This window comes from Morganella sp. EGD-HP17 (assembly GCF_000512315.2).
Classification (GTDB): domain Bacteria; phylum Pseudomonadota; class Gammaproteobacteria; order Enterobacterales; family Enterobacteriaceae; genus Morganella; species Morganella morganii.
Genome location: NZ_AZRH01000006.1, coordinates 199,500 through 222,672, shown reverse-complemented (window position 1 = coordinate 222,672; position 23,173 = coordinate 199,500). Strand labels below are relative to the sequence as shown.

The window sequence follows — 23,173 nt, the reverse complement described above, 5'->3', positions numbered from 1 at the left end:
TAAAAAAATGATCACAATTCCTGTTGATAATACGGATAAAAAATCAGCCTATTTAATTCAGAGCTGGGTTGAAAAAAAAGATGGCATGACGAAAAGTAAGGACTTTATTCTCACGCCGGTTATTTTTCAGCTGGATGCAGGAAAAAAAGGAATTTTGCGTGTCATGCTGAAAAAAACAGAATTTCCGGATGACAGAGAGTCATTACTCTGGCTGAATATAAAAGGCATTCCGGAAACAGATGAAAACAGAGAAAATAAACTTCAGATTGTTATTAATTCAAAGTTTAAATTATTCTATCGCCCTGCAGGATTAACTGAGCCTGATTATAATAAACTGAGGTATGAACGAAAAGGAAACAGAATAAAAATCATTAATGACTCACCTTTTCATATCACCGTCAGAAATATTTTGGTTAATAATAAGGAATATACTGTTTCGGAGATGATAGTTCCCTTCGAATCATTAACTGTACCGGTAACAACTATTCATAGTAATGACGAAATAACCATAAGCTACATCTCCGATTTTGGCGGGATTATTTCTAAACCTGTTGTTTTTGATAAATAATATTATTATGCAATTGAAAACACCTTATTTTTTTCTTCTGGCAGTGGTGATCGTTTTTCCTCCGGTAACCGTTTTTGCTGCACCTTATTTTAATCCGGCGGCGCTTGGTCTGGACGGAGATGATCCGGTGATGGATCCTGCACAGTTTCAGTATTTGCGGGAACGGCAATTTCAGGAAGAAGGCCGTTACTTCGTGGCTGTAACTGTCAATCAGCAGGCAGTCAGTGGTCAGTGGCTGGAGTTTCGTTATCATCCGCAGCAAAAAAGATTGCTGCCATGGGTGAACCGCAGGCAATGGCTGATATGGGGATTACGGCCGGATGCATCGCCGGCATTTGCAGAAACAGAAAATACAGCGCCGGTTGCGGATATTACTGCGCTGGTCAGCGGGGTCTCGCTGAGTTTTGACTCCGCGCGGCAGTCGCTGGATATTACTATCCCGCAACGTTTTTTTCTGACAGAAGCACAGCGGGCCGCAGATGCTTCGTTATGGGAACCGGGTATTACTGCATTTATGCTCAATTATGATTATCGCTTTTCGCGGGACAGTAACAGCTTCAGTCAGCGTACCGGACATACTCTTTTGCTGCAAAGTGGTGTTAATGCGGGGGACTGGCGGTTGCGGCATCACAGCAGGGCGGAACACCGTGAGGGTAAACTGACATGGCAGTCAGAGCGGTTGTGGATGTACCGTGCCATTGCTTCCCGGCGCAGCGAGTTACAGCTGGGGGAATTGTTCAGCGGGGATGTGCTGTTTGACAGCCGAGCGTTCAGAGGGATCCGGCTGGCTTCACAAAGTGATATGTATCCGCTGAATCAGCAGGGTTATGCACCGGTTATCCGCGGAATAACCGGTCAGAGTGCAGAACTGACTATCAGGCAGCAGGGAATGACTATCCGCCGTGAAACATTACCTGCCGGTGAATTTGTTATTGATGATCTGAATACGTCTTTTCAGGGAACTGAACTGGATGTCACCATTGAGGAGGCGGACGGCACTGTACAGCGTTTTACACAGCACGGAACCTCAGTTCCGGTTATGCAGCGGGAGGGCCGGCTCAGCTACACGCTGGATACAGGAAAATACAGAGGAAACAGAAATAATAACAAAGACCTGTTTGTGAAAAGTACGGCAGCATACGGCATTAATTCAGTCCTCACACTGTACGGTGGCGGCTATGCAGCACAACACGCTCTGAGCAGCGGTGTGGGGGCCGGTGTCAATATGGGCGCGGCAGGCGGGGTGTCTGCTGATATTCTGATGCGGCATACAACAGCAACGCAGCATCCGCGTTACCGGCTGAATTATCAGAAATTTTTTCCGCTGGCCGGAACATTGGTGAATACAGGGGCTGCACATGAGCAACAATCTAGGCAATGGCAGGTCAGGTTGCTGCAACCGCTGCCGGGGGATAACGGTACGCTGTCGGCAGGCTATCACTATAACCGCACAGGCCATGACGGGCGCGTATACCGGGCGATGATTAACAGGGATGCCGGCTATTCCGGTCACATCGGCCGGGTACATTACGGAGTGAATGCACAATACCGTACAGGCGGGCATTTTCGGAAGGCAGATAAACGGGTGTCTGTTGCGTTGTCGGTGCCGCTGGATTTTGCCGGACAACAAGCCCGCAGTCATTTTCATTACCACCAGCGGGCAGGAAAGGCTTCTCTGCAAACATCCGTGAATGGTTTGCTCGGAGATGAACAACGTCTCGGGTATTCAGTTACACACAGTTATCAGCAGCAGGGGGCTGCACATTACCGCGGGGCGGAGCTGCGCTGGCGTCACGACCTGGCCGATATCCGGGGACGTATTAATCACAGTCAGGGACACAATACCCTGAACGGGGATATACAGGGCGGGCTGATTATTCACGGTGACGGCATCACATTGTCACGTCCGCTGGGTGAAACCAACGGGCTGGCAGATACCGGCGGTACCGGGGGGATCCGTGTGGCCTCAAGGGCAGCGGCGCAGACTGACAGTGCGGGGTTCAGTGTTATTCCGCAACTGAGTCATTATCATCAGAATGTTATCCGTATCGACCCCGAAACCCTGCCGGATAATGCGGATGCGGATGATCCGGTCGTACAGGTGATCCCGTCAAAAGGGGCGCTGGTGCCGGTTCGTTTTGCAGTGAATACCGGTTATCGCGTGATTTATGCACTGCGGACTGCACAAGGCCCGATACCGTTTGCCGCACGGGTGAAGGTGAAAAAAGCAGATGGCAGCAGCGTCAGCGGTATTACCGGTGAGGACGGGGAAGTGTATCTCAGCGGGTTACCGGCTCAGGGGCATTTACAGGCTGTCTGGGGGAAAGGAATGCATGAGCAGTGCGGGGCGGATTTTACTGTCCCGGAAGATCAGCAGGGACTGATAACTCTCCCTCTGATATGCCGGTAAAGGAGAAGCAATGCTTACTCAGATCAGAGCACTATGCCGGGCAGTTTTTTTCCTGTGGCTGACAGCCGGATATATTCCGGCCGCTCCGGCCGGGGAAACCTGTGCACTTATCACACCGGAAACGACTCTCCGCATACCAGCCGGCTATATCATGGCTGCGTATAATGTACCGGTTGGCGGTATTATCGGGGAGACAATATTTTCGGATAGTATTGATGTCTCTCAGTGCCGGATCGACAGCGGCAGAGAGATTGAATTTGTGCTGGTTGGCGGAATGCCGGGTAACAGAACACAAAATGCGTCGGGACACACTATCTATGAACTCTCCGGTGGTATCGGCTACAGCCTGGGGGCGGTGGCGGAGCATCCGGAATGCATGAAATCGTCGCGCTATGTGGACGGTCGTGATTCACCGGACAACAACACGGCCAATAAACGACTGTGTACGATCAGCAGCGGCATGGATCCGTCTCAGCCATATCGGGTACGGGCAGCGGTGACACTCTATAAACTGGAACCTGAAATAGCTGTTCACCATCCGGGAGGCTATCTGGGTGAAATCGCTATGCGTGTGGGCGGGTACTGGGCTGCAGGATTGTATAGTATGCCGGAAACCAAAATCTATCTGGACGGATTTACTGTCCGGCAACATTCCTGTGATCTTGATCCACAAACAGAAACAGATGTGGATTTAGGTGTCGTATCGCGGACTGATTTCAGCGGCAAAGGGTCTGTTGCCCCGGGAAGCATCCGTAACCTGACTATTGCACTGCAGTGCAGCCATGTGACAACGGCGGATATCCGGTTAACAGGCAATGTATTTACTGCCAGAAACAGTCCCGGAACACTGAAGTTACAGCGGAGAAACGGCAGTGCATCCGGTGTGGGAGTCCGGCTGACAAATAAGGGGCAGCCGGTCACTTTCGGAGAGCCACTTTTATTTGATGAAATCACCACTCAGCGGGCCGTATTGCGGTTACAGGCCGCCTTTATACAGACGAGGGATACTATTGAGCCGGGCACGGCGGAAACAATTCTGAATTACACCATTCGTTACCAGTAAAAAAACGCCGCATAATGGTGCGGCGCTTTTATCTGAACGATGAATACAATTTTATTGCGGATTAATCATCAAAATACCAGTAACCGTTATTAATCAGCACTGTCAGCAGGGTCACAAATTCCGGATCGCTGAAGGCAACTCCCAGCATTTCGGCAGTGACTTCATCATACTGGCAGAGCACATCCGCTGCTTCAATATGCGGGGTTTTCAGGGCTTCGCCGTTAACGAAACAGGTATCACCGACACGCAGTACCCGCAGTCCATTGAGGCGGAACAGAGATTCCCCCTGTGACAGCAGTTCCTGAATTTCATCCGGGCTGTATGCCGGCTCCGGCGGTGCCAGATCCAGCTCATGGCGGGACTGGGAAATAAATTCACCGAACCACTTGCGGAACACATCCGGCTGGTCGAGCAGATCCTGCATCATACCATGCAGCTTGGCCAGTTCGCCCTGCTGAATCAGCGCCGGATTATCACGGAACGCCAGATCCGGGTCGCTGTAGCGGTAACTGCCGAGCTCATTGGCAATCACATAGTCGGCAAAGCCGCTGAACAGTTCGCGGGCATTCGGGGCGCGGAAACCGACAGAATAGTTCAGTGATTCCTCAATGGCATAGCCTTCGTGCGGGAATCCCGGCGGAATATAGAGGATATCGCCCGGCACCATTTCATCATCAATAATGGCATCAAACGGATCCACCTGTAACAGATCCGGATGCGGCGCGTGCTGTTTCATCGGGATTTTTTCCCCGACACGCCAGCGGCGGCGTCCCTGGCCCTGAATAATAAACACATCATACTGATCCAGATGCGGACCCACACCGCCACCCGGAACAGAATAGGAAATCATCAGGTCATCCATCCGCCAGTCAGACAGGCAGCGGAACGGCTTCATCAGTGCGGCAGACGGAAAATGCCAGTGATCAACGGCCTGAACCAGGATAGACCAGTCTTTCTCGCCCAGCCCGTCAAACTCCTGAAACGGCCCGTGGCGCACATCCCATTTTCCGCTGAAACGGGTGACGATACGGCTGTCGATTTCATCTTCCATTGCCAGCCCCGCCAGTTCATCCGGGGAAATGGTGTCGCGGAAATTGCGGAAACCGCCTTTGATCAGTAACGGACGTTTTTGCCAGTGGCTTTCCATAAAGGTCTGCCAGTCTATATTCAGTTCATAATCCATGTGTTCGTCCTCAATAAACGCCGTGATCAGGCAGATGAAGGGAGTATAACGGAAAAAGACATATTATATTCATGCATATATTTATAACTTGCCGGCAACAACAGACTGACTCTCAGTCTGTGTCTTCGTCGTGAACAGTCTGACGCCGGAATGTCACAGTAATACGGGCACCGCCCAGCGGGCTTTCAGTGACAACTGCGCCGCCGTCATACTGCTCCAGAATATCGGTGACAATTGCCAGCCCCAGTCCCTGACCCGGCCGCAGGGTATCAACCCGCTGACCGCGGCTGAAAATCAGTTCCCGTTTCTCCTCCGGCACACCCGGACCATCATCATCGACAATCAGAATAACCGCATCATGCTGCCACTGCGCCGTCACCTCGACAAACTCCAGACAGTATTTGCAGGCATTTTCCATAATGTTGCCCATGACTTCCATAAAGTCATTCTGCTGTCCCAGCCAGGTGATATCCGGCGGAATATCGACGGTAATATCCACGCCCTTGCGCTGATACACTTTTGACAGCGCACTGGCGAGACTGTCAATCAGCGCCGGAACGGAGGAAATGTCCCGCATCAGCACGGTATTGTCACCGCCGATACTGGCGCGGTGCAGATAATAACCGACCTGCTGGGAAATTCGTCCGATCTGCTCAAGCATGACAGGCTCGGCGGTTTCAATCGTCATATCTTTGCCGCCGCGCAGTGAGCGCAGGGTACTCTGCAGCACTGCCAGCGGGGTTTTCAGGCTATGAGTCAGATCAGAAAGCGTGCGCTGATAGCGGGTATAGCGCTCCCGCTCACTGTGCAGCAGCAGGTTCAGGTTACGCACCAGTCCGCGCAGTTCGCTGGGCGGGGTTTCATCCAGATCTTCCCGCTCGCCTTTTTCAAGGGCGCTGATCTGCCCGCTGAGAGCATTAATCGGCCGCAGGCTCCAGTGTGCGGCCAGCCAGATCAGCGGTGTGAGCAGAAACAGGTTGGCGAGCACCACGTAACCGAACCATTCCCAGACACGGAAGGTCTTCTGCAGATTCTGCGGGATGGTATCCACCACCACAATCGTCAGCGGCGGCAGGGTACCGGTTTTGCCGTAACGGCTGACAGACACGGAGTGGATCATCCGTCCGTCGTGATCATCATCCAGGTCATTAATCCGGATATCTTCCGTGGCAAAGAGCGGGGTATTGACCAGCAGGGATTTGGTGGCTTCCAGCGAGGTATTCAGATCATACAACCCCTCTTTGGTCAGCCATTTGGCCGGAATGGCTCTCTCCAGCGCGTCAATATGATACTGCCGCCAGAGCAGATTCTGATTGTCATCATAAATCAGCACCACAGACGGGGCATTCAGGGAGAAATTCGGCGGAAAACGGATATTGAGTTTTCCGTCATCCCACTGCGACAGGCTGTAGAACAGATTGCTCTGGCTGCGCAGCATGGTGTAGGTGGTTTTATCAAAGCTGACCAGGTAACCGACCAGCGCCACGGCGCCGTAAGAGAGCGTCATGGCGAGGATCACGGCAAACGTTGCCAGTAAAAACCGGGTCCGCAGAGAGAAAGGGCGCGTTGTCCGCCTGGTCATGCGCAATACCTCAGTGGCTTAAGCCGTGTCTGTTATTTCCCGGCGTCGAAACGGTAGCCCTGTCCGCGGACAGTGACGATGGCATCAATATCGGTAAATGCCTGGATTTTCTTGCGCAGACGGCCCATCAGCACATCAATGGTATGGCTTTCACGCAGTTCGGCATCCGGATAGAGCTGGCGCATCAGGGAATCTTTACTGACGACTTTACCATTATTCCGCATCAGTGTTTCAATAATGGTGTATTCAAATGCGGTCAGTTTGACGGCATTACCGTCAACGAGGAATTCTTTGCGGGAAAGATCGATCACAAAAATGCCCAGTTCCAGTGTCTGGGAGGCGAGGCCGCTGTTACGGCGCATCAGTGCCTGCATACGGGCAACAATCTCTTCCAGCTGGAAAGGCTTGGTGACATAATCATCCGCCCCGGCATTCAGCGCGGCGACTTTTTCCTGCCAGCTTTCACGGGCGGTCAGCACCATAATCGGGATTTTGACCTGCTGCTGACGCCAGCGGGCAATCATCACCATGCCGTCCTCGCCGGGCAGACCGAGGTCAACCACTGCGATATCCGGCTGACTTTCCTGAAGAAAATAATCTGCTTCTTTTGAATCTTCCGCCGCATCAACCTGATGGCCGAGCTCGCGGAGCTGAACCGTCAGATGATGACGGAGTAAATTGTTATCTTCCACGATGAGCACGCGCATACATAATTCCTTACAAAGACAGACATCCCAACAGGAAACGATGTGAATTGTAACAGTTTATATGAAGGATAGGGAACTTGTACGCCAAATAATACGCGCGATATGCGTTTAATCATAAAAAAAAGAGGCAGATATCCTCTGCCTCTGTGTGATTAATTATCAGTGAGTTAATAATTACAACTCATCTGCCAGACGGATAGCATCCCCGAGATAGTTTTGCGGGGTCAGGGTTTTCAGCCGGGCTTTTTCTGCGTCAGGCAGCTCCAGTCCGTCGATAAAGACCTGCATCGCCTGAGCATCAACACGCTTGCCGCGGGTCAGCTCTTTGAGCTTTTCATACGGTTTTTCGATACCGTAGCGGCGCATCACGGTCTGAATCGGCTCTGCCAGTACTTCCCAGTTCTGATCCAGTTCATCACGCAGATGTTTTTCGTTCACTTCCAGCTTGTTCAGGCCTTTTTGCGTGGACTGATAAGCGATCAGCGAGTAACCGATCCCCACACCCAGGTTACGCAGCACAGTGGAGTCCGTCAGGTCGCGCTGCCAGCGGGACACCGGCAGTTTGGTTGCCAGATGGCCGAGTACCGCGTTAGCCAGACCCAGGTTACCTTCTGAGTTTTCAAAATCAATCGGGTTGACTTTGTGCGGCATGGTGGACGAACCGATTTCACCGGCGATCGTCTTCTGTTTAAAGTGATTGAGGGCAATGTAACCCCAGATATCACGGTCGAAATCGATCAGAATGGTGTTAAAACGCGCCACGCAGTCAAAAAACTCAGCGATATAATCGTGCGGCTCAATTTGTGTGGTGTACGGGTTCCACTGAATACCCAGCGAGGTCACAAAGTCACCGCTGAATTTATGCCAGTCAATATCCGGATAGGCAGATAAGTGTGCGTTATAGTTACCGACCGCACCGTTGATTTTGCCGAGGATTTCGGTCTGCTGTAACTGGCGGTACTGGCGCTCCATCCGGTAAGCGACGTTGGCAAACTCTTTACCGACGGTGCTCGGGGTTGCAGGCTGCCCGTGGGTACGGGAGAGCAGCGGCAGGTCGCGGTAATCCGCCGCCATGGCACGGACAGTATCGATCATCTGACGCCATGCCGGCAGCAGCACGGTTTCACGGGCGGTGCTGAGCATCAGGGCGTGAGAGAGGTTATTGATATCTTCGGATGTGCAGGCGAAATGGATAAATTCAGACACCGCGTGCAGGGCAGGCACGGCTTCGGCTTTTTCTTTGAGGAAGTACTCCACCGCTTTCACATCGTGGTTGGTGGTGCGCTCAATCTCTTTGATCCGCATTGCGTCTTTTTCGCTGAAATTCGCGACAATTGCATCCAGGTAAGCGATTGCGTCATCATCAAAAGCCGGAACTTCGGGGATGTCTGCACACGCCGCCAGTTTTTGTAACCAACGCACTTCGACCTGTACACGGAATTTCAGTAAACCGTATTCACTGAAAATATCGCGCAGTGCGCGTGTTTTGTCACCATAACGGCCATCGACAGGGGAAACGGCGGTAAGTGAGGATAATTCCATTGGTTGCAACTCCCGGTAATTTTAGTGTTGAGCGAGAAGATATTTGGCAGTGTCCACCAGGCGTGAACGGGAAAACAGCAACTGTAAACGGTTGCCGCCGACCTGGCGCCAGAGCACGGCGCTGCGGATCCCGCTCAGTAACAGCGAGCGGACTTTAGCCTGAATCAGGGTGTTACGCAGGATCTCCGGCGAGCCGGTTACCTGGATGCGCGGGCCGAGGCTGCTGATGTTGTCCACATAGATACCAGCGATGGTATTAAGCATAGCTTCCTGTGACAGCCCAAAATGGTCGCGCTGGTGTTCAAGATTATCAATACGGCGGCCGAGTTCATCCATCGCGCCCGGCGCTTTGTTCAGGCGGCGCTCCAGCAGCATCACACCCAGCATATAGCGGGTCAGCTCGGCATTCAGCCCCTGAGAGCCGGTCATATTGAACATCCCGGCGAACGCGGACAGGCCGGTATGCAGGTTCTGCACATTGTCGCCGTAGACATTCAGGACAGAAGACGGATTATTATTGATGATGCTGTTGATCATCACATCAACCGCATCATTATCTGTCTGACCTTCATGCGCCAGTTGCTGCACCAGGCGCGCGGCCTGGCAGATCCCGGCCAGGGCGAGGGTTATGTCTTCGTAATTTTTAGCCATAATCACTCCGTAATACGCGCTTCAATGACTCCGCCGCCCAGGCAGACTTCATCCTGATAAAAGACAGCGGACTGACCCGGCGTGACCGCAGCAACCGGGTTATCAAACCGGACACTGATTTTGTCATCACCGAGCGGGGTGACAGTACAGGGAATATCTTCCTGACGGTAACGGGTTTTCACCACACAGCGCATCGGCTGAGTCAGCGGCTCCCGCGATACCCAGTCCAGCTGCTGCGCGATAAGCCCTGCAGACATCAGACGCGGGTGTTCATGGCCCTGTGCGACAATCAGAATATTGTTTTCAACATCTTTATCGACAACATACCACGGCTCGTCGGAACCTTCACGGGTTCCGCCGATTTTCAGCCCTTTGCGCTGGCCGAGGGTATGGTACATCAGCCCGTCATGCTGACCGATTTCCTGACCATCAACCGTCATAATCGGACCCGGTTTGGCGGGCAGATAACGGGCGAGAAAATCACGGAACTTGCGCTCACCGATAAAGCAGATCCCGGTGGAATCTTTTTTCTTCGCGGTGATAAGCCCTAATTGTTCCGCAATCCGGCGGACTTCCGGTTTTTCCAGTTCACCGACCGGGAACAGGCTCTGTGCCACCTGGTCGTGGCTCAGTGTATACAGGAAATAGCTCTGATCTTTATTGCTGTCCAGGCCACGCAGTAACTGCGTGGTACCGTTGATATCACGGCGGCGCACATAATGTCCGGTGGCGATATAATCCGCCCCGAGATCTTCTGCGGCATATTCCAGGAAGGCTTTGAATTTGATTTCTTTGTTGCACAGAATATCCGGGTTCGGCGTGCGTCCCGCTTTATATTCTTCCAGGAAATGCTCGAACACATTATCCCAGTATTCCGCCGCGAAGTTGATGGTCAGCAGTTCAATGCCGAGTTTATCGCAGACGGCCTGTGCATCCGCAAGATCTGCGGCGGCGGAGCAGTATTCGGTATCATCGTCCTCTTCCCAGTTCTTCATAAACAGCCCGGTCACCTGATAACCCTGCTGTTGCAGTAAATAGGCTGAGACGGAGGAATCCACACCGCCGGACATTCCGACGATGACTTTTTTCTGGCTGTTATCTGACATGGCTGATCTCGCGGCGATTCGGTCTGCTCCGCAAACAGTGACGCGAAGAAGAACCGGGGAAAAAAACAAGCGCCGTACTTTACCATGATACGCACAGCGGCGCATCATTCAGGTGCGGGATCGGCACTTTTTTCGCAAAGAATTTTCCGCAGTCTGTTCCCCGCAATGCATTACGGCGCGACCGGTTCCCCGAACGCATCCCCGAACGTTCCCAGCAGCGAGAGTGGCAGCGGTTCGGCGGCAAACCAGGCAAACATACTTTCTTTTACCAGCGGGGAGCGCAGGATCGGACTGTGAATAATCTCATCCGCACTGACCCAGTGGCAGCGGTCGATATCGTTGTCCTGCGGGTGTGTCTCACATTCACTCTCCAGCAGCACACGGAACAGAAAACGGATAAACGGTGTGCCGTCCGGTGCAACCCACTGATGAATTTTCAGCAGGGCATCGGGAGCAGCACGGATCCCGGTTTCTTCATACAGCTCGCGCTCTGCGGCGGCAAGCAGGGTTTCCCCGGCTTCCAGATGCCCGGCGGGCTGATTCCAGGTGGCTTTGCCGTTAACGGTTTCTTCCACCACCAGAAATTTTTCACCGGCGCTGACCAGGCAGGCCACTGTCACATGAGGTCTGAATATCATTCACTTCTCTCCATTCGCCGGGGGCAAGGGTATCAAGGGCAAAATCACCAATCCGCACGCGGATCAGACGCAGGGTCGGGTGGCCGGTATGGGCGGTCATCCGGCGTACCTGGCGGTTACGGCCTTCCCGCAGTGTCAGTTTCAGCCAACTGACCGGTACCGATTTCCGCTCGCGGATAGGCGGATTACGCGGCCACAGCCAGTCCGGCTCATCCACCAGCTCGGCACCGGCAGGGCGGGTCGGGCCATCATTCAGGGTGATACCATTACGCAACTGATTCAGCGTGTTTTCGTCCGGCACACCTTCCACCTGAGCATAATACACTTTCGGGGCTTTGTTCTCCGGCTGTGTCAGCGATGCCTGCAATGCGCCGTCGTTGGTCAGGATAAGTAACCCTTCGCTGTCGCGATCCAACCGCCCGGCGGCGTACACATCTGTAACCGGAATGTAATCTTTCAGCGTGCTGCGTCCGGCTTCATCGGTAAACTGCGGCAGTACATCAAACGGTTTATTGAACAGAATAATTTTGCGCGGACCGCGCGGCCGGGGTTTGCGGGCAGCTTTCTGACGCGGATGGGCGCCTGCCGGACGGGATTGCGGCTTTCGGGAGATGCGGGAGTTCGTGGTTTTACCTGTCATTATCTTTTTTTTACATAAAAATGAGACTTACATTATAGCTTAAAACAGTTAGGATTTGCGTGATGCGATTATTCAAGTAGTATTGACAGGACCATTACAAAAAATTAACAAAGCATTGCGCTTACATAAAGGAGAGGTTGATGGAAAGCAAAGTAGTTGTTCCGGCGAAAGGCGCTAAAATTACCATTGACGCAAAAGGCAAATTAATCGTTCCGGACAATCCGGTTATCCCGTTTATTGAAGGGGACGGAATCGGGGCTGATGTAACGCCAGTAATGATTAAAGTTGTTGATGCCGCTGTAAAAAAAGCCTACGGCGGTAAGCGTGAAATCTCCTGGATGGAAATCTACACCGGTGAGAAATCCACAAAACTGTATGGCAGTGATGTCTGGCTGCCGGATGAAACCCTCGATTTTATCCGTGACTACCGCGTGGCTATCAAAGGCCCTCTGACCACTCCGGTCGGCGGCGGTATCCGCTCCCTGAACGTGGCACTGCGCCAGATTCTGGATCTGTATGTTTGTCTGCGCCCGGTGCGTTACTACGCCGGTACACCAAGCCCGGTAAAACAACCTGAACTGACTGATATGGTGATTTTCCGTGAAAACGCGGAAGACATCTACGCCGGTATCGAGTGGAAAGCCGGTTCTGCGGAAGCTGATAAAGTGATTAAGTTCCTGCAGGACGAAATGGGTGTGACCAAAATCCGCTTCCCGCAGGATTGCGGTATCGGTATCAAGCCGTGCTCTGAAGAAGGGACAAAACGCCTGGTCCGCGCAGCGATTAACTACGCCATTGATAACGACCGTGATTCCGTCACCCTGGTTCATAAAGGCAACATTATGAAGTTCACCGAAGGTGCCTTCAAAGACTGGGGATATGAACTGGCACGCGAAGAGTTCGGCGGCGAGTTACTGGACGGCGGCCCGTGGTTAAGCCTGAAAAACCCGAAAACCGGCAAACAGATCATTATCAAAGACGTGATCGCGGATGCGTTCCTGCAACAAATCCTGCTGCGTCCGGCAGAATATGACGTTATCGCCTGTATGAACCTCAACGGCGACTACATTTCTGACGCCCTCGCGGCACAGGTTGGCGGTATCGGTATCGCACCGGGCGCGAACATCGGTGATGAATGCGCGCTGTTCGAAGCCACCCACGGCACCGCACCAAAATACGCCGGTCAGGACAAAGTCAACCCGGGCTCAGAAATCCTCTCCGCTGAGATGATGCTGCGCCACATGGGCTGGTTTGAGGCTGCTGACTTAATCGTTAAAGGAATGGAAGGGGCAATCGCTGCTAAGACCGTCACTTACGATTTCGAGCGTCTGATGGACGGCGCTAAACTCCTGAAATGCTCAGAGTTTGGTGACGCAATCATCAAACACATGTAATTAAGTTTACAGTAAAATAGTTAACGGGAACTGATTAGTTCCCGTTTTTTATTGTTCAGTCTGAAACGGTTATCAAAAAGTTTGCAAAATGATTTAGCAAAACGGTGTGAAATTTGTGTGGTTTTGGATGGTGTTTTTAGGTCATGTATGTGGGATTTTGAGGTATAGGAGGCTACTTTTGTAAGTAGTACACCCGTTTCAGTTCCACACACTTTTTGAGATTTCGTTATTTTCAGCTAATAACCGGTATTCTTCCGGTGTCAGATTATTCAGGGATTCATGCGGACGCGCCCAGTTATGCCCCAACGCTAGCTAGAGTCTTTGTGCAACAGATCTGTTTTCTCATGCTTTCGCTAATGGAGTGCATTCACGTAATTACCTTGGATTATAATGTTGCTAGCTTAGCTTTAGTCCAGTGACAAACTATTTTAGACATTTCTACTCCCCAATCCCAAATAGCTTTGACCTCTTCTGGATGGTCGGTTTTGAAAACCAATATGAGCATAATAAATGCCAACACTAACCCAAATCCAAGCATCCAGTTGGACATAGTACCGATAAAATCAACTCTTCCTTTAGCTTTATTTAATTGAGTATCAAGCTTTTTCTGTGCATCCATTGCATGAGATTTCACTTCTTCAGCTTCAGTTCTAGATTTCACATAGTGACCTAATGCTCTGTCAAAGGTGTCCTTAAAGTGGTTTAAGTTCTCATGAAGAAGCTCATTAGACTTTGCTATCAGGATTTTTGTCATTACAACACCAACAACAATAGCAACTATTCCTAGGAAGTTGTTTGTCCTTGCAAGTGCACCAATAGCAACCATAACACCAGGCAATGCAAATGCTTTGGTTTGTAATGATGTAACCAAATCCTGTAGTTTACCAATAAAGCTTAAATGCTGTTCATCAATCTCTCGAAGCTGACTATCTACAGTGAATCTATTCACATAGATTTCATAGTTCTCGCAGTACCTATCATGGAACTTTTTGGTACTTGATAGAAACACCTTAAATGGGTTTTCTCCATCTTCCATTGAAGACATAATCTCAGCAAATGAAACCAACATGACACTTTGTCTGTCTTTGGTCTGAGCATCTTCTAAATGCCAGCTTCCGTGCAAACGTTCATATCTAGACTCATCACAGTCTAGTTCCAATTCTTCAATTACTTGAAGATCAACGAACGGATTAATCTGATATGGCTTAGTCTTCCCTTCTTTGTGATGAACAAAGAACACCAGGACATTGTTATCTTGAATATGGTCAGCCATATCAGACAACAACTTCACCCACTTAGTAACCTGAATAACCTTCTTTAATAAGGAGTCGTCTGTATCCGATTCTGATAGTTTCCTATCAAGAATACAGAACTTAGATGGTATGCTCCTTTTTTTAACGCACACTCGCATGAAGTTATCTAAGGTCGGGTAGAAATAGCTCATGAAATCGTCTTGCCAGTGTTCGCTACCAGCTTCAAATTCAAGGCATAATTTCCCACCTTCAATTCTCAGACTACATGAACTATTGACCTCTTTTAGAGCCTTCTCAAAACGCTCAAAGTCCTTGCATTCAGCAATGTCCTCATCAAGCTCATAGGCATAAAGCAGTATATCTCTGTCGTACTCTGTTTGCTCACCACCCTTGATGAACGAGCTAAACAAATGGCTTGAATCATACATCAGACTTAACTCCTATCTGGTAATGCTTCCAATAATTCACGATGCTGCTCTTCATCTTGTACTTCTATATATATAGTTCGTGTTCTGGCATCGTACCTAATGCTCTTTTCCTCATCATCAACATCCCCCAAAGCACTTCTTTTAATGCGATAAAAGTAATCCTGCCCTTTTTGACCTTCAATGTTAGTCGCTTTCTGCAATTGACCGCGTGTTACATCAAAAATTTCACTGATTTTGTAATCATTTTCATTGATGAACATGACAAAATCTTCAGCTGTTATCTCATCATTGCCATCTGGTAGATTCGCAATTACTTTTCTAGCAACACTGTTTACGCTAACTTGCTTACCTTTCTTGTCGGTAATTAATAGCTCAACTTCATCTCGAAGCTTACGAATATGAGCAGTCCTTAGACCCAACTCTTTACCAAACTGTTCAACTGCATCAAAAACACTGGATACACTTACAGTATTATCTATCATGTCATTCGTGCCAAGAGCTTCTTGGAAAAATTGTCCTTTTGAACGACCCGAGATAAATCGTAGGTAAGCTTTATCTTGGTGCTCCTCAATATGGTCAGGATAGACTGAATCGAATAGAGTCAAATCATACAACACAGCTTGTCGCAGCGTATCAACATCAATAGACTTAAATCTTGTAGGTACAAGACCCGCACCAAAATCAAACACGTCTTTCTTGTCTACCATAACAACAAGCAAACGACCTAAGTCTTCTTCTTCACCTTCATTACAGTAATGAATAAAAACCATATGACCGACTTGTGTGTTACCGCGACCATCTTCATTCAATGATGATTTTAGCCTTTCCATCATGCTTTGGGTGGTGTCCTCAAAAGCACTATCAGTATTGGCATTGAAATTAGTCAATATTGTTGGTATCGAATTTCTACCAGTATCCACACTTAAGAAGCCATAAGTCTTAGTTTTACGTCTAAATTTTGCTTCTATCTCTTGAACAAAATTAAGCGCATGCTCATTGCCTCCGTCCCAGACATCTCCAAACTCATAGCCAAAACGACCATCTTGTTTACTAACCTCTGCGGCAATAGCGTTAAGTACAACTAGCGATGCAACCATATTCCTTCCTGATGATGAAGTAATAAAAACTATACGGGTATTATAATGCCGGATGTATATATAAAACTAGGTCATTAAATAATTAATGACTTAGTTTTATATATCTGTTGGGATTATAACTATCGTGATATTTACACGGACTTACCTTAAGAGCGGATGCCCTGTTGTAAGTACACCCGTTTCAGTTCCACACACTTTTTGAGATTTCGTTATTTTCAGCTAATAACCGGTATTCTTCCGGTGTCAGATTATTCAGGGATTCATGCGGACGCTCCCGGTTATATTCCCTCAGCCAGTGTTCCGTGATCTCCAGTACTTCATTCTGTGTCCGGAACAGATAAAAATCCAGTATTTCGGTCCGGAATGTCCGGTTAAAACGTTCGATAAAGGCATTCTGAGTCGGTTTACTCGGTTTAATAAATTCCAGTATTGCTCCATGCTCTTCCGCACAATGTGCGAGTGTCAGTGATATAAGCTCCGGACCATTATCCATTCGCATTTTCACCGAGTATCCGCGTGTTGCAACTATTCTGTCCAATACCCGGACAACACGTTGGGCCGGGATATTCAAATCAATTTCTATCGCTAGGGCTTCACGGTTAAAATTATCCACGATATTGAACGTCCGGAAACGCCTGCCGCAGATCAACGCATCATGCATAAAATCAACCGACCAGCTCTGATTCAGTGCCTCCGGCGTTGCCAGTGGTGCCGGATTACGCACAGGCAGACGTTGTTTGCCTTTACGGCTAAAGTTCAGCTTCAGCAGACAATAGATCCGGTGAATACGCTTATGATTCCACCCGTTGCCCTGCCTGCGCAGGAACTGAAACAGCTTTTTAAACCCGTAACCTGGAAGGTCGACACACAAGTTCAACTATGGGCCAATAAAATATCAGATCAACACCCTTATCCAATCTTTGCCACGATCATCATGATATTTATCAGTTTGCTGCTGGTTTTTATGACCCAACAGGTTTTTGGTATTAATTCCCTGTTCCCGGTATAAACGCTCCGATAATGACCGCATTTCATGAAATGTCGCTGGCGTACTTTCTCCCCGGTCGATATCGGTTTTATCCCTGGCTTTTTTAAAATTGGTGGTCAGGGTATTTGCGGTTACCTGGCCGCCGGGCTGTGACTGTGATGTGTTTCGTGTGTGGTGGACTAAATATTTGCTGACATACAGATCACGGCATCCGGCAATCACATCCCGCAGGCTGATATTGAGTGCCTGACACCGGAGGGAGAGGGGGATAGCAAGGTGCTGTCCGGTAACAACAGCCAGCAACATGGCATTCCCGGGATATTTATGGTCCTTACAAGGGATATCGTAAATTTTCTGCCACTGAAAAGCGGACAGAAATTTAACGGGACAAAGCGTCCGGAATAATGTCTGACGACCCGGGAACCAATAGTGTAAAGCACTATGCTGTTTTATCTTCCTTTTGCGCCAGTATTTTCGAAAGATTTATCTCTATCCAGTCTGCCAGTATGGTGACTTTTTCACTTATCTGTTCACCAAGATCGGTCAGTGTATACTCGACGTGGGGCGGTAATACCGGATATGACACGCGATTAATGAAGCCATCCTGTTCCAGCGCCTGTAATGACTGAGCTAACATTTTCTCACTTATTCCGCCGATTTTGCGTCGTAAATCGCTGAAACGGTGTGTCCCGTCACGAAGGGAAATTAAAATCAGTATCCCCCAGCGGCTTGTTACATGTTTAAGAATTTCCCGGGAAGGGCACTGCGCGGCAAATAAATTACCGTCGCGTAACTGTTGGGATAATGTTGAAGCTGCCACGTTGCACTTACCTTTTTGTATGTACTTACTTTAAGTAAGTCTAGGTGTTATGTTAACGAAACACAAGTGATACATTAAGGAGCTATCTTATGATTGCAATTACCGGTGCGACAGGCCTCCTGGGCCAGCATGTTATTGAAAATCTGCTGCAAACAGTCCCGGCAGGCCAGATTGTGGCGATTGTCCGTAATCCGGCAAAAGGTGCATCCCTGAGCCGGAAAGGAATTTCTGTACGTCAGGCTGATTACAATGATGAAGCATCATTAATCAGGGCCTTACAGGGGGTTGAGAAATTGCTTTTGATTTCTTCCAGTGAAATCGGACAGCGTGTCACGCAACATCGTAATGTGATTAATGCGGCAAAATCAGCTAATGTGAAATTCATTGCTTACACCAGTTTGTTACATGCCGACACCTCTCCGCTGGGTTTACATACTGAGCATGTGGAAACAGAAAAAATGCTGGCTGATTCCGGTATCCGGTATGCCCTTCTGCGCAATGGCTGGTATACGGAAAACTATCTGGCCAGTGTACCTGCTGCACTTGAGCATGGTGTCTTTATTGGTGCGGCCGGAGAAGGCAAAATCGCTTTCGCTGCCAGAGCTGATTATGCGGCGGCTGCCGCCTGTGTTATCAGTGAAGACGGGCATGCGGGTAAGGTGTATGAGCTTGCCGGAGATGAGGCCCGGACATTAAGCCACCTGGCGAAAGAACTGACTGAACAGAGCGGAAAGAATGTTGTGTATCAGAATTTAAGTCAGGCTGATTTTGTTGCCGCACTGAAAAATGCGGGCTTGCCTGATGAGTTGTCTGAAATGCTTGCTGACTCTGATGTTGGTGCGTCCGTAGGAGGATTATTCGATGATAGTCATACTCTGAGTAAACTGATTGGACGACCAACAACAACACTTGCTGAGAGCATCAAAGATATTCTGTAATCTCTCTTTCGGTACAGAACACAGTATTTTCTGGTGGTAAATACCTTCGGGAAAAAGAAACTACGGGGATGATATGCGGAGGGGAAAGTATATCAAACTGGCACCTGCCAGGTCGGATAAACAGACACGATAACCGATGGATATTATTAAAGCAGATACAACTGAAAAAAAACAGCCCGGCTATTGCCGGGCAAATTGATTAACGGAAGGGATACTTGCGACTTCTGCAACCGAATATACCTGCCAAAAGTTAAACGTAATATAAACAAGTATAAATACTTGGCATTAGGTTTATAATTAAGGCTAATGGGGTTAATTGGTCTTTTTGCTTGTCGTTAAATAATAATTTAAGATTTTTTTCCGTCAATGCCTTTTGTTTTTAGATAATTATTCTGAGTTGTATATTTTTTGTTGATAGCTTGGTTTGTCAGTCAGCATATTATGCTTTACCTTTAATATATGTTTATCAGGAGGTTCATAATGAAAGATATTAATTTTATTGTAGGGCAGAATATCCGCGACTTAAGACACCGTAATGGCTTGACTACAAAGATGTTAGCTAAAATGCTGGGGGTCTCACAGCAGCAGTTGTCAAGGTATGAACGAGGTGTTAATAAAATAGATGTCAGTGTTGTATTTAAGATAATAAATATATTTCATGTGTCTTATGAATTTCTGTTTCCTGAAACTCAGAATGATTATACTGAATCAGTAAAAAGCTCCTTTGTATATATAGAGCCTTTAGCAATCTGATGATGCAAAAAATACAATCATAAATGTTATTCATTACCATATAAAAAATGAATATCATTCTTATTTAAGAAGAACAAATACATAATAAAGCCAGCTTAACATATTGTGAGCTGGTTTTAATTTGTACAAAAATATCACTGCATAAAAACAGGGTATATCAGAGCGCCATGATAAATGCTGTAATATCGGTATCTGACATAGCCATTGATGATTTACTTAAGGTGCTGATATGAAAAAGAACGATCTGATTGAATATATCCGGACTAATTACGGCTCAGCCCCTGACTATCCGTGGATTAAATATCCGGATTATGCGGTATTCAGGCACCGCGGAAATGCCAAATGGTTTGCTATCATAATGTCAGTATCTGCTGATAAAATAGGCGCCGGAGACGCAGAGAAAGTAGTGGATATTGTTAATGTTAAGGCTGCGCCGGAAATGGTTGGCTCTCTTCGTTTAAAGGATGGTATCTATCCTGCGTATCACATGAACAAAGAACACTGGGTTACGATAATACTGGATGCTGAGTTCAGTAGTGAAGAACTGAAGTCATTAATTGATGATAGTTACAGACTGACCTGGTAACGATAATTTACAGGATAAACTCTCCGCAATTCCTTGATAGTTAGCATGTTTCGTTATTCCGGAGCCCATATATTAAATTTTCATTTTGTACCTTTATCCAATCTTTGTTGTGATCATCATGATATTTATCGGTTTGTTGCTGATTTTTATGTCCCGGCAGATTTTTGGTTTCCGGGGCATTTACTGGCATGCAGAATATCGCATTCCGGTGCTGTAATACCCCCGGAAACAGTTGACCCATGAAATCAATCGATATATAACCAAGTATATATCGATTGAAGTGGGTAATTATGATGAAAAAGTATCTGATTGGGTTTATTGCTGTCATTTTTTCATTCTCCGGCCAGGCGGCGCGGGAGTTTACAGATCAGCTGGGGCGCAAGGTTGTTATTGATGATCATGTTGAGCGCGTGGCTGTTCTTCAGCATCAGACACTGAATTTACTGGTTCAGATGGATGCAACAGACAAAATTGTGGGCGTGATGGGAAACTGGCGTGAGCAGCTCGGTCAAAATTATGAACGGCTGGCACCTGAATTAGTGAAAGTGCCCAATGTAGGCGATCTGAAAAACGTCAATCTTGAAAGTCTGGTGCAGTTAAAACCGCAGGTGGTTTTTGTCACTAATTATGCGCCACAGGAAATGATCGATAAAATTACGCAGGTGGGTATTCCGGTTATCGCCATTTCATTGCAGAAAGACAACGGCAGTCACGCCAAAAATAATGTGAATCCTGAGCTTGATAATGAAGAGCAAGCCTATAATGACGGGCTGAAAGAAGGGATTACCCTGATTGGTGATATTGTTAATAAGCCGGACAATGCAAAAGAGCTGATTAAACAAACCGTTGACAGCAGAAATAGTGTGACTCAACGTCTGAAAGATATCCATGAAAGTCAGCGTGTCCGGGCCTATATGGCAAACCCGGATTTAACCACTTACGGCTCAGGAAAATATACCGGTTTAATGATGCAGCACGCCGGCGCAATGAATGTCGCCGCTGCGACCATTAAAGGGTATAAACAGGTTTCTCTCGAGCAGGTTATCAGCTGGAACCCGGAAGTTATTTTTATTCAGGATCGCTACCCGGGCGTTGTTGACGAAATTAATAACGACCCCCGCTGGCAGGTTATTGATGCAGTGAAAAACAAACGTGTTTATTTAATGCCGGAATATGCCAAAGCCTGGGGATATCCGATGCCGGAAGCGATGGCAATCGGTGAGTTATGGATGGCGGCTAAATTGTATCCGCAGAAATTTGCCGATATTGACGTGGATGCTGATGTTAATAACTGGTATCAGAAATTCTATCGCACTCAATATCAGGGCAGTCATTAATGCATATTATGGCGGCCGGCAGTCTGCGGGGAGCGCTGACTGTCATTTTAGCCCGTTATTCCGGTAATAAAATACCGCCGGTAACCTGTGATTTTGGTCCGGCCGGTTTATTGCGGCAAAAAATTGAATCCGGGGTAAAGTGCGATCTGTTTTTGTCTGCGGACCGGGCACATCCGGAAGCATTATTCCGGAATAAGACAGCATTCAGGGTTGAGCCTTTTATTGCCAATTACTTAGGAATTACCACCACCATTGAATTAGCTGAACAATATCCTGACTGGCAGCAATTACTGCGTGCTCCGGATTTAATTATCGGTACCTCAACGCCGGTTGATGATCCCTGTGGGGATTATGTGGTGCAGTTTTATTCTGAACTCAGTAAAGCCGATCCGGAACTGGCGGAAAATATCCGCAATCGTACACGGCATCTGGTGGGCGGAAAAAATTCCCCGGTGATCCCTGCGGGACAAATGGCGTCTCAGTGGCTGATTCATTCTCATCAGGCAGATATATTTATTGGTTACCGGCACTATCAGAAAAAAATGTCAGAACTTCCCGGACTCGCGACAATAGCTATCCCGGAGGCGCATAATGTCAAAGCAATATATTGTATGGCCTTAATGTCGCCGATAGCTCAGACTTTTGTTGATTACCTGTTACAGACTGAATCACAACAGATTTTTATGGAAAATGGTTTTGTGTCTCTTAGTTGAAACAACTAAAAAACGGCTAAAAATATGACGGGAAATGTTATATTAAAACAGTCAGATAAAACCAATATGTTGAAAATTCAACCTGAATACCGGGGCTGAGAGTGAAAGGAAAAAACGTTATTATTGTTCATGGTTATACTGCATCACCGGCAGATAACTGGTTTCCGTGGTTAAAAAAAGAACTGGAATTGCTTGGTGCCACAGTTGCCGTTCCTGCGATGCCGGAACCGCATTCTCCTGATCCGCAAAAATGGCAGCAATGCCTTATCAGCAACAATATAACAGCGGATGAAAATACAATTTTTGTCGGGCACAGTCTTGGTTGTATTACGGTGCTGCGATATATCACTGAACATATTCCGGAAGGGACAAAACTGGGTGGTTATATTTTAGTCTCCGGTTTTGATTGCAGTCAGGAAACACTGCCTGAGCTGGAGGCGCATGTTCAGTATCCTCTGGATTATACTAAGCTGACAGAGATTTCTGATAAACGAATTTCAGTCATATCTTCTGACGACTGGGTGGTCAGTCCGCAGGCATCGAAAACGCTGGCGGAGTCGTTGCAGACTCAGGTTATTATTGAAAATAACGCCGGACATTTTTTGGACAGGGAAGGATATACTGAGTTTTCGGCGCTGCTTAATATATTCAGAACTGTCTTTTCTGTTTCCTGAAATGCAATTTATATTATTCCTTATTATTCATGTCGTGCTGACAGGATGTTCAACCTGGCCGGAGGTCGGGCACAACAAAACGGATTGGCCGCAACCCCATAA

General features: G+C 48.1%; 21 protein-coding genes and 2 pseudogenes. 10 read left to right on the top strand and 13 right to left on the bottom strand.

Features of this window, described 5'->3' with window-relative positions; all coding sequences use genetic code 11:
* The 3 genes from X965_RS08955 to X965_RS08945 all read left to right on the top strand — a co-directional run.
* The coding region (locus X965_RS08955; RefSeq protein WP_036417830.1) for a molecular chaperone at nt 1–568 on the top strand (568 nt) is incomplete at its 5' end.
* 7 nt (nt 569–575) lie between these two features.
* Complete coding sequence (locus X965_RS08950; RefSeq protein ID WP_036417828.1) at nt 576–2,978, top strand: fimbria/pilus outer membrane usher protein; 2,403 nt, start codon at nt 576–578, stop codon at nt 2,976–2,978.
* 151 nt (nt 2,979–3,129) lie between these two features.
* The gene (locus X965_RS08945; RefSeq protein WP_225806424.1) at nt 3,130–4,041 is read left to right on the top strand and encodes a fimbrial protein; all 912 of its coding nucleotides are present in this window, start codon (nt 3,130–3,132) and stop codon (nt 4,039–4,041) included.
* Nucleotides 4,042–4,102: 61 nt separating this feature from the next.
* Here X965_RS08945 and X965_RS08940 read toward each other — a convergent pair whose 3' ends face one another.
* From X965_RS08940 to rluE, 8 genes are all read right to left on the bottom strand, one after another.
* Nucleotides 4,103–5,224: a cupin domain-containing protein gene (locus X965_RS08940; RefSeq protein ID WP_036417799.1), complete on the bottom strand. Its 1,122-nt coding sequence runs from the start codon at nt 5,222–5,224 to the stop codon at nt 4,103–4,105.
* 112 nt (nt 5,225–5,336) lie between these two features.
* On the bottom strand, nt 5,337–6,806 hold the full coding sequence (phoQ, locus tag X965_RS08935) for a two-component system sensor histidine kinase PhoQ (protein ID WP_032098670.1): 1,470 nt from the start codon (nt 6,804–6,806) through the stop codon (nt 5,337–5,339).
* 32 nt (nt 6,807–6,838) lie between these two features.
* On the bottom strand, nt 6,839–7,513 hold the full coding sequence (gene phoP / locus X965_RS08930) for a two-component system response regulator PhoP (RefSeq protein WP_032098669.1): 675 nt from the start codon (nt 7,511–7,513) through the stop codon (nt 6,839–6,841).
* A 174-nt stretch (nt 7,514–7,687) separates the two neighbouring features.
* Nucleotides 7,688–9,055 carry an adenylosuccinate lyase gene (purB, locus tag X965_RS08925; protein WP_004238113.1) on the bottom strand — a complete coding sequence of 456 codons (1,368 nt, stop codon included), beginning with the start codon at nt 9,053–9,055 and terminating at the stop codon, nt 7,688–7,690.
* A gap of 21 nt (nt 9,056–9,076) precedes the next feature.
* Nucleotides 9,077–9,706: a high frequency lysogenization protein HflD gene (gene hflD / locus X965_RS08920; RefSeq protein ID WP_004238114.1), complete on the bottom strand. Its 630-nt coding sequence runs from the start codon at nt 9,704–9,706 to the stop codon at nt 9,077–9,079.
* A 2-nt stretch (nt 9,707–9,708) separates the two neighbouring features.
* Nucleotides 9,709–10,812, bottom strand: coding sequence for a tRNA 2-thiouridine(34) synthase MnmA (gene mnmA, locus X965_RS08915; RefSeq protein WP_004238115.1), 1,104 nt, complete (start codon nt 10,810–10,812; stop codon nt 9,709–9,711).
* A 170-nt stretch (nt 10,813–10,982) separates the two neighbouring features.
* Nucleotides 10,983–11,447, bottom strand: a complete 465-nt coding sequence (locus X965_RS08910) for an NUDIX domain-containing protein (RefSeq protein WP_036417826.1) — start codon at nt 11,445–11,447, stop codon at nt 10,983–10,985.
* Nucleotides 11,401–12,090: a 23S rRNA pseudouridine(2457) synthase RluE gene (rluE, locus tag X965_RS08905; RefSeq protein ID WP_036417797.1), complete on the bottom strand. Its 690-nt coding sequence runs from the start codon at nt 12,088–12,090 to the stop codon at nt 11,401–11,403. Before rluE ends, X965_RS08910 begins: the two co-directional genes overlap by 47 nt.
* Before the next feature lie 140 nt (nt 12,091–12,230).
* On the opposite strand from rluE, the gene icd reads away from it, so the two are divergent.
* Entirely contained in the window at nt 12,231–13,484 is a 1,254-nt protein-coding gene (icd, locus tag X965_RS08900) for an NADP-dependent isocitrate dehydrogenase (RefSeq protein ID WP_036417795.1), read from the top strand.
* A gap of 385 nt (nt 13,485–13,869) precedes the next feature.
* Here the strand turns inward: icd and X965_RS08895 are convergent, their stop codons facing one another.
* The 5 genes and pseudogenes from X965_RS08895 to X965_RS08875 form a co-directional block, all read right to left on the bottom strand.
* On the bottom strand, nt 13,870–15,165 hold the full coding sequence (locus X965_RS08895) for a hypothetical protein (RefSeq protein WP_036417792.1): 1,296 nt from the start codon (nt 15,163–15,165) through the stop codon (nt 13,870–13,872).
* A gap of 5 nt (nt 15,166–15,170) precedes the next feature.
* On the bottom strand, nt 15,171–16,262 hold the full coding sequence (locus tag X965_RS08890) for a nucleoid-associated protein (protein WP_051997329.1): 1,092 nt from the start codon (nt 16,260–16,262) through the stop codon (nt 15,171–15,173).
* Between the two features lie 181 nt (nt 16,263–16,443).
* A pseudogene (locus X965_RS08885) lies at nt 16,444–17,118 on the bottom strand (IS3 family transposase); the annotation flags it as partial.
* A gap of 39 nt (nt 17,119–17,157) precedes the next feature.
* Nucleotides 17,158–17,625 (bottom strand): annotated as a pseudogene (locus X965_RS08880) (tyrosine-type recombinase/integrase); the annotation flags it as partial.
* Nucleotides 17,626–17,689: 64 nt separating this feature from the next.
* Nucleotides 17,690–18,070, bottom strand: a complete 381-nt coding sequence (locus tag X965_RS08875) for a helix-turn-helix domain-containing protein (RefSeq protein WP_004239793.1) — start codon at nt 18,068–18,070, stop codon at nt 17,690–17,692.
* 89 nt (nt 18,071–18,159) lie between these two features.
* Here X965_RS08875 and X965_RS08870 point away from each other — a divergent pair, with 89 nt between their 5' ends.
* From X965_RS08870 to X965_RS08845, 6 genes are all read left to right on the top strand, one after another.
* Nucleotides 18,160–19,008, top strand: coding sequence for an SDR family oxidoreductase (locus tag X965_RS08870; protein WP_032098665.1), 849 nt, complete (start codon nt 18,160–18,162; stop codon nt 19,006–19,008).
* Nucleotides 19,009–19,488: 480 nt separating this feature from the next.
* Nucleotides 19,489–19,761, top strand: coding sequence for a helix-turn-helix domain-containing protein (locus tag X965_RS08865; RefSeq protein ID WP_051997327.1), 273 nt, complete (start codon nt 19,489–19,491; stop codon nt 19,759–19,761).
* Between the two features lie 229 nt (nt 19,762–19,990).
* A complete protein-coding gene (locus X965_RS08860) occupies nt 19,991–20,347 on the top strand; it encodes an MmcQ/YjbR family DNA-binding protein (RefSeq protein WP_004235029.1) in 357 nt (118 codons plus the stop codon).
* Between the two features lie 290 nt (nt 20,348–20,637).
* On the top strand, nt 20,638–21,684 hold the full coding sequence (locus tag X965_RS08855) for an ABC transporter substrate-binding protein (protein ID WP_036417790.1): 1,047 nt from the start codon (nt 20,638–20,640) through the stop codon (nt 21,682–21,684).
* Nucleotides 21,684–22,397 carry a substrate-binding domain-containing protein gene (locus tag X965_RS08850; protein ID WP_036417788.1) on the top strand — a complete coding sequence of 238 codons (714 nt, stop codon included), beginning with the start codon at nt 21,684–21,686 and terminating at the stop codon, nt 22,395–22,397. Before X965_RS08855 ends, X965_RS08850 begins: the two co-directional genes overlap by 1 nt.
* 101 nt (nt 22,398–22,498) lie before the next feature.
* Nucleotides 22,499–23,071 (top strand): alpha/beta hydrolase, encoded by a 573-nt coding sequence (locus X965_RS08845; RefSeq protein WP_015422798.1) that lies wholly within the window; start codon nt 22,499–22,501, stop codon nt 23,069–23,071.
* Nucleotides 23,072–23,173 lie beyond the last annotated feature (102 nt).

Coding starts and splice junctions, on each gene's coding strand:
- X965_RS08950 (WP_036417828.1), top strand. CDS start 576: ATGCAATTGAAAACACCTTATTTTTTTCTTCTGGCAGTGGTGATCGTT.
- X965_RS08945 (WP_225806424.1), top strand. CDS start 3,130: ATGGCTGCGTATAATGTACCGGTTGGCGGTATTATCGGGGAGACAATA.
- X965_RS08940 (WP_036417799.1), bottom strand. CDS start 5,224: ATGGATTATGAACTGAATATAGACTGGCAGACCTTTATGGAAAGCCAC.
- phoQ (WP_032098670.1), bottom strand. CDS start 6,806: ATGACCAGGCGGACAACGCGCCCTTTCTCTCTGCGGACCCGGTTTTTA.
- phoP (WP_032098669.1), bottom strand. CDS start 7,513: ATGCGCGTGCTCATCGTGGAAGATAACAATTTACTCCGTCATCATCTG.
- purB (WP_004238113.1), bottom strand. CDS start 9,055: ATGGAATTATCCTCACTTACCGCCGTTTCCCCTGTCGATGGCCGTTAT.
- hflD (WP_004238114.1), bottom strand. CDS start 9,706: ATGGCTAAAAATTACGAAGACATAACCCTCGCCCTGGCCGGGATCTGC.
- mnmA (WP_004238115.1), bottom strand. CDS start 10,812: ATGTCAGATAACAGCCAGAAAAAAGTCATCGTCGGAATGTCCGGCGGT.
- rluE (WP_036417797.1), bottom strand. CDS start 12,090: ATGACAGGTAAAACCACGAACTCCCGCATCTCCCGAAAGCCGCAATCC.
- icd (WP_036417795.1), top strand. CDS start 12,231: ATGGAAAGCAAAGTAGTTGTTCCGGCGAAAGGCGCTAAAATTACCATT.
- X965_RS08895 (WP_036417792.1), bottom strand. CDS start 15,165: ATGTATGATTCAAGCCATTTGTTTAGCTCGTTCATCAAGGGTGGTGAG.
- X965_RS08890 (WP_051997329.1), bottom strand. CDS start 16,262: ATGGTTGCATCGCTAGTTGTACTTAACGCTATTGCCGCAGAGGTTAGT.
- X965_RS08870 (WP_032098665.1), top strand. CDS start 18,160: ATGATTGCAATTACCGGTGCGACAGGCCTCCTGGGCCAGCATGTTATT.
- X965_RS08865 (WP_051997327.1), top strand. CDS start 19,489: ATGAAAGATATTAATTTTATTGTAGGGCAGAATATCCGCGACTTAAGA.
- X965_RS08860 (WP_004235029.1), top strand. CDS start 19,991: ATGAAAAAGAACGATCTGATTGAATATATCCGGACTAATTACGGCTCA.
- X965_RS08855 (WP_036417790.1), top strand. CDS start 20,638: ATGATGAAAAAGTATCTGATTGGGTTTATTGCTGTCATTTTTTCATTC.
- X965_RS08850 (WP_036417788.1), top strand. CDS start 21,684: ATGCATATTATGGCGGCCGGCAGTCTGCGGGGAGCGCTGACTGTCATT.